This window comes from Lutibacter sp. (assembly GCF_046055765.1).
In the GTDB taxonomy this organism is placed as follows: Bacteria; Bacteroidota; Bacteroidia; order Flavobacteriales; family Flavobacteriaceae; genus Lutibacter.
This window is the reverse complement of the sequence record NZ_JASFZF010000019.1, coordinates 1-6953: the sequence shown is the minus strand read 5'-3', so window position 1 is coordinate 6953 and position 6953 is coordinate 1. Positions and strand designations below refer to the sequence as shown.

General features: G+C 28.6%; 5 protein-coding genes. 4 read left to right on the top strand and 1 reads right to left on the bottom strand.

The window, feature by feature from the left end:
• Nucleotides 1-314: 314 nt before the first annotated feature.
• Nucleotides 315-1478 carry a toll/interleukin-1 receptor domain-containing protein gene (locus QM495_RS02070; protein WP_408670448.1) on the top strand — a complete coding sequence of 388 codons (1164 nt, stop codon included), beginning with the start codon at nucleotides 315-317 and terminating at the stop codon, nucleotides 1476-1478.
• Here the strand turns inward: QM495_RS02070 and QM495_RS02065 are convergent.
• Entirely contained in the window at nucleotides 1475-3658 is a 2184-nt protein-coding gene (locus QM495_RS02065) for an amino acid permease (RefSeq protein ID WP_408670447.1), read from the bottom strand. The genes QM495_RS02070 and QM495_RS02065 overlap by 4 nt on opposite strands.
• A gap of 375 nt (nucleotides 3659-4033) precedes the next feature.
• Here QM495_RS02065 and QM495_RS02060 point away from each other — a divergent pair, with 375 nt between their 5' ends.
• The 3 genes from QM495_RS02060 to merA are packed head-to-tail and all read left to right on the top strand — an operon-like array spanning nucleotide 4034 to nucleotide 6699.
• On the top strand, nucleotides 4034-4405 hold the full coding sequence (locus QM495_RS02060; protein WP_408670446.1) for an ArsR/SmtB family transcription factor: 372 nt from the start codon (nucleotides 4034-4036) through the stop codon (nucleotides 4403-4405).
• Between the two features lie 10 nt (nucleotides 4406-4415).
• Nucleotides 4416-5030 carry a mercuric transport protein MerTP gene (merTP, locus tag QM495_RS02055; RefSeq protein ID WP_408670445.1) on the top strand — a complete coding sequence of 205 codons (615 nt, stop codon included), beginning with the start codon at nucleotides 4416-4418 and terminating at the stop codon, nucleotides 5028-5030.
• Entirely contained in the window at nucleotides 5020-6699 is a 1680-nt protein-coding gene (gene merA, locus QM495_RS02050) for a mercury(II) reductase (protein ID WP_408670444.1), read from the top strand. The genes merTP and merA overlap by 11 nt, the downstream gene beginning before the upstream one ends.
• Nucleotides 6700-6953 lie beyond the last annotated feature (254 nt).

Genomic DNA, 6953 nt, shown 5'->3' with positions numbered 1-6953 from the left:
TATAGTAAAAACGGGTGTCATTCCTGCGAAGGCAGGAATCTAAACGCATCCTATTTATGGATTCCTGCCTTCGCAGGAATGACAAAACAACTATAAAACACACCAATTCAACAATTTGTATTATTTTACTTATATCGAACTCACGTTAATACAATAATGAGTATTAATAACCCAGAAGATGATTTTATAAAATTTTTACGTATAAGTTTATAATGTAAATTACTGATTTTTAAATGGTAAGAGTTTTTTAAAATAAAAATTACTATATTGGTAACTAAATAAACTACTACTACTACTAACTAAAATTATTTAATATGTCTTCGAATACTATATTTATTAGTTATTCTCGAAAGGATACGGATTTTGTATCAAAATTCACTAAAAACTTAAGAGAAGCTGGTGCAAATTTATGGCTTGATAAACAAATAAAACCAGGTGGACATTGGGATACTTCAATTGAGTCAGCTTTAGAAACTTGTCAGGATGTAATCCTTATTTTATCTAATAATTCAGTAAAATCTAATAATGTCATGGATGAAATATCTTATGCATTAGAAGAAAATAAAAGAGTAATTCCTATTAAAATTGAGGACTGTGATATACCTTTTAGATTAAGGCGTATTCAGCATATTGATTATTATTTAGATGAGAAAAAAAGCACTGAAGTACTACTTAATGCTTTAAATTTAAATTCAATTACAAAAGAGGTTAAAAAGGAAACTGTTATTGAAAAATCCGCTCCAGATTTACAAAAAAATAAAGTTAAAGATTCTATTAAAACAGTTGCAAAAATAGAAACTGCAGATAAAGAAATTGGAAACGAATCTAAAAAAAAGAAAAGTTATCTTAAGTATGTAATAGGTTCATTTATAGTAATTTTAGCAATTTATTTTGTAGCTACTAGCAGTTCTGATATTAATGATGATACAGATGATACAAATGAAGAAACTATTGCTATGGCAACCGATAGTGAAGACTGGGATTTGATTAAAGAAAGTATTAAAATAGAAGATTTTAAAAATCATTTAAATACCTATTCAGAATGTGCTCATGTAAATGATGCAAATGGCATAATAAAAGCACTACAAGAAGTTGCTTATGAAGAAGCTGAATGGTATCGTGCTATAGATAAAAATACTTCAATAGATTATTTAAACTACCTTATGGATTTTAAAAAAGAAGCTATTTTTTACAAAGAAGCTTTGAATAAGCTAGATGTCTTTTTTGTTTCAGATGGTTTTGTCCAATTTTCATCTTCAACAGGTGAATTATATTTTTCGATTTTTGAACCTAATAATGAAAATATTCCTGAAGTGAATGATCTAATATTTGCCAATTCACAAAGAAATATTCATAAAGGTCCTTATGGAACTCCAGGATTTAACTTTAATATCCACACTACAAGTAAAGATGAAGTTTTTAAAGTTAAAGATGTTAAAATGAGTGGTAGTTCGTATTGGGTAGAAGTAATTTTTTAGTTGTTTTTTATAAAGTCTAAATCAAGTTCATTAAAATTATTTGCAGCTTTTACCATTAAAGTTGAGCCAATTGTTTCAAATAATTCGTTTGTTTTTAAGATAAACTCTGTTTGCTTTTCAATTTTATAATTTGGAATACCAATTAAGGTTAAATTAGTTGATGATGAATAGATTTTAATTAAATCATAAAATGGAATTTGTTCAACAACATTTGCTATAATTTGAATTTCTACATTTACTCTTAAATTTTCAACTAGTTTTAAAATTTTAGCATGAATTATAGTTGAATTTACATCATTATTATTCACAAATAAAACCCGAATTGAAGTTTTATCCCATTTTGGAGAAGAAAGGATAAAACGAGCAATATTTAACATCATTTCAGCATTTTTACTATCAGTTTCTCTCCACCATAAATCAACTGAATTATAGTTGCCAAATTTTGCTTTTTTATCAAAATCGAGATATAATAAATTAAAATCTAAATGAAGTAGGGTTTCTGTCATTTCTTCATATTCTTTTGATTCTTCAAGACCTTTTGGCCAACCCATCATTATGGTATTAGGTTCTACACCTGAAAATCCGAAGGTAGTGGCAATATTAGTAATTCCCTTATATAAATTATCTACTTTTACTTGTCTTCCAAATATTTTTAAATCTTTATAAGTACTACTTCTATCTATTTGTTCTGATTTTTTTAACGGAATTTTATCATCTTTATCTAAAATAAGTTTAAAATTGGTAACTATTCCAGTATGACTTGAAACCACCTTACTCAATTCTAATAAATATTTTTGGTGTTCACTTTCTTGGCTAAATAAAATGATGTTTGGGTTCCAATTAGCATTGTCATTATGTTTATCAGAAATTTTAACCAATCCCTTATTTACAATATTTTCCCAAACACTTTTCCAAATATCTGAAGATTGTAATTTAACTTCTTTTCTTTCTAACATAAAATACAAACCTGTAATTAAGGCTAAAGCACCAATCATAGCTATTATGTCTAATTTGAACATGACCCCAAAACAAGCAATAAAACCTAATAATCCTATCCATCTTTTTATTTTAAAAGTTGGCTGAAAATCAGGGTTCGCCCAGCTTTCTAAAAAATAAGAAATATTAATAAATCCATAGGCCGTTAGGTAAAACATAGAAACTACTCTAGCAATAACATCAAGTTCACCTATTAAAATACCTGCTTCAGCAATTAAAAAAACTAAAATTAAAGCATTTACAGGTTCGTTATTTTCACCTTTACCTTTTCCAAATATTTTAGGTGTTACTTTATCAATAGACATGGCTTGCAAAATTCTAGGTCCTCCCAAAATTCCTCCTAAAGCTGATGAAAGCGTTGCTCCCCATATACCTGCTATTACTGCTGGAGCAAAAAAGGAAATTTTTATTAAAATATTATAATCCGATTTTAAAATAGCTGTATTTACATGAGTTGCAATAAATATTGCTAATCCAATATAAACTATTAAACCAACTCCAATAGCTAGTAAAGTTCCTATAGGAATAGATTTTTTTGGGTTTTTTAAATCACCACTCATCGCAATTCCAGCGGTAAATCCTGTAACAGCAGGGAAAAATATGGCAAAAACAGTCTCTAAAGGAACTGATCCTTCAGATGGAAGCATGTGGATTGTTTGAGGAGCAAATTCTGTTGTTCCAAAATAGATTGATATTAAGGATAAAATAATTGCGGCTAAAATGAAATATTGAATTTTTATTGCAGTTGAAGTACTTTTAATAGCTAAAGCAGTAAGCAGTAAAAGAGCAATTGAGCCTGTAATTCTGTAACTATTAATTGTCATTCCTAAATCAAAATAGTTATTAAAACTTTCAGAAAATCCAATTAAATATAAGGATATTGAAAAAGCAGTCCCCACGTACAAAGCAATTCCTATAGATCCACCAATTGGAATTCCCATACTTCTAGAAAGTACATAATAAATACCTCCAGCTCCAATTTTTTTATCAGTTGCTACAGAAGAAACACTTAAACCAGTTGTAACAGCTATTACGTGTGATATAATGATAATGACTATTGTTCCAATTAACCCTGCATTCCCAACAACCCAACCCAAACGCATGTACATTATTACACCTAATATAGTAAGTAGGGAAGGTGTAAAAACTCCTGAAAAGGTTCCAAATTTATTTCTTTTTATCATTGAGTACCCTATTTCAAATAAATATAGAATATTTTATAAGATTTCTACTATTTAATAATCAAAATTAATTGACTATTTTAAGAACAAAAAATATTCTTTATAATTATATTAAAAATTTTAATCCTAATGAATGTAAAATATCAGCTCTACTTTAAATTTAGCATTATAGTTATAAAACTAGAGCTTTTGTAAATATGAAAGTTGACACTAAGTTTCTTTTACAATTTCAATTAAACACTTTTTATGTAATGAAGTAGAGTGCAGTAATTATTTAAAAGATTTTTTTGGTATTAATTATAATTTTTTGTTAAATATATTTAAGTATTTGCTTAAATACGTAATTAATTATATGTTTGTATTTATAAAACATAACTTATGAAATTAGAAATAACTTGTACAAGAGCGGAAGCTAATCAAAAACAGTTACAAAACTGTATGGAGATGTTAGATGAAATGGAAGGAAGTTTTCAAAAAATGACAAAATTATTATCCATTGCTGGAAATGATGTAAGATTAAAAATTCTTTTTCTATTAAATACTGAAAATGAATTATGTCCGTGTGATTTAGCAGACATTCTAAAAATGAGTGTACCTGCAATCTCGCAACATATACGTAAAATTAAGGATGCAGGAATAATCACTTCAAGACGCGATGGTCAAACACTTTATTATTCTTTAAATAATGATGAAACTAAGATCTTTAATAGCATTTTTAAGTCAATAGAATTAATAAGAAAAATAGCTTAGTTAAAAAAATATGAAAACTAAAAAAACATCAAAAAAAGTTGCATATACTGGTTTGTTTGCAGCTATTGCAGCATCATCATGTTGCATTCCGCCAGTAATTGCATTATTTGCAGGAGTAGGAGGTAGTGCTTCAGTATTATCATTTATGGAACCATTTAGGCCTTATTTAATTGCGTTGGCTATTATAGCTATTGGCTATGCTTGGTATAATTATTTTAAACCTAAAAATACAGATGATTGTAATTGTGAAATAGACAAAAAACATAAATGGTTTCAAACCAAAGGCTTTTTAATAGGTATAACATTATTTGCTGTTGTTTCTATTACTTTCCCTTATTATTCTTCAATTTTTTATCCTGATAATAAAAAGGAAGTTGTTATAGTAAGTGAATCTAATATTCATACTGTAAACTTTGATGTGAAAGGCATGACATGTACTTCATGTGAAGTACATGTTAAACATGTTGTAAGTGAATTGGAAGGCATCATAAATATAGAGGCTTCTTATGATAAGGCTAATGCAGAAGTGAAATTTGACAATACAAAAACCTCTAAAGAGCAAATTGAAAAAGCCATAAACTCTACTGGATACAAAGTAATAAATAAAGTAAAAGATGAGTCATAAAACAATGAATTTAAATATTGATGGAATGACCTGTAGTGGTTGTTCATTACATATAGAAAAAGATATGAATAGGATTAATGGCATTGTAAGCAGTTCAGTAAATCACCAAACAGGAAACGGAAATTTTATTTTTGATATAAACAAGATAAGTACTCAGGATGTTATTAATGCGGTAAATAACATTGGTAATTATTCAGTAATTAATGATGCTGAAAAAGATGATTGTTGTGTTATAAATGCCAAAGATTTTGATGGTAGAAAAAAATTCGATTTAATTGTTATTGGTGGTGGTTCAGCAGCATTTTCAGCAGCCATAAAAGCTGAAAGTTTAGGGCTTACTACATTGATGGTAAATGGTGGATTAGATTTTGGTGGCACGTGTGTAAATGTTGGCTGTGTGCCTTCAAAAAACTTAATTAGAGCTGCTGAAACTGCATATCATGCCACACATTCAAATTTTAAAGGGATTATACCAAGAGGTGTAGATATTGAATTTAAACAGATTATTAAAGATAAAAAAGAGTTGGTTTCAGCATTGCAACAACAAAAATATATGGATGTTGTAAGTGATTTTAAAAACTTAACAATGCTTAAAGGTTGGGCAGAATTTGTAGATGCTAATTCTATTCTTGTAGATGGAAAAGATACTTATACTGCAACAAACATTGTGATTGCAACAGGAACAACAACTAATATTCCCAATATTGATGGGTTAAATGAAGTTGGTTATTTAACTAACGTGTCGTTATTCGATTTAGAAGAAAAACCTGAAAGCTTAACTATAATGGGAGCTGGTTATATAGGATTGGAAATAGCACAAGCATACAGTCGTTTGGGCGTAAAAGTACGAATCATTGAATTTACAGATAGACCATTGCGAAGTCAAACTGAAGATATTACAGATGTTTTGGTTGCACAAATGAAAAGAGAAGGCATTGAAATTCTTCCAAATTTTAGAGCTTTTAAAATAGAAAAAAATGGAACAGATACAATTATTCATTGTAACCGTCCTGATGGCTCTATAACTCAAATTGTAGAACCTGGACATATTGTTGTAGCTACCGGCACAAAACCAAACACCTCTAGATTAGGACTTATAAATATTGATATTAATTTAACAAAAAGCGGACACATTCTTGTTAATAAAAAAATGGAAACTAATATTTCTAATATTTATGCAGCAGGTGATGTAACAAATACACCATCATTTGTTTATACAGCAGCAACCGAAGGAAATACAGCAGTAAATAATGCATTTTCTTTGTTAAAAAGCAGTATCGATTATTCGTCATTACCTTGGGTAGTATTTACCGACCCTCAAATTGCAGGAGCTGGAATAGACGAAATAGAAGCAGAGAAAAAAGGTATTCTTTTTGAAGTCTCTAAATTAGATTTGATTCACGTTCCAAGAGCATTAGCAGCTCAAGATACCAGAGGTTTTATAAAGCTAATTCGTAATATAAAAACTGATAAATTAATAGGAGTAAGAGTAATAGCACCTGAGGGCGGAGAACTTATCCAACAGTTAAGTATGGCTATTAAGTTTGGTATTACTGTAAAAGATTTAGCAGAAAGTTTTTATCCATACTTGACACTTGGAGAAGGTATAAAATTAGCAGCTATTACTTTTGGAAAAGATGTTTCTAAATTAAGTTGTTGTGCATCTTAATTTTTTTTAGGGGTCTCACAAAATTTTAGGTAAGACAATAAAGTGATTGATATCGGCAATTTAACATAATGGCAAATTATAGCTACAAATTAATAAACGTGAACTTTTCTGAGAATCGTATATTTGAATTTTTCTTGACCCAAGTACTGAATATCGTTAAGAAATTGAATGTTTCTAGGATATTTAACATAATATGCAATTATAACTATCAAATTGGCTAAACAGATATAAATACGAATATGTTATAATTTGTA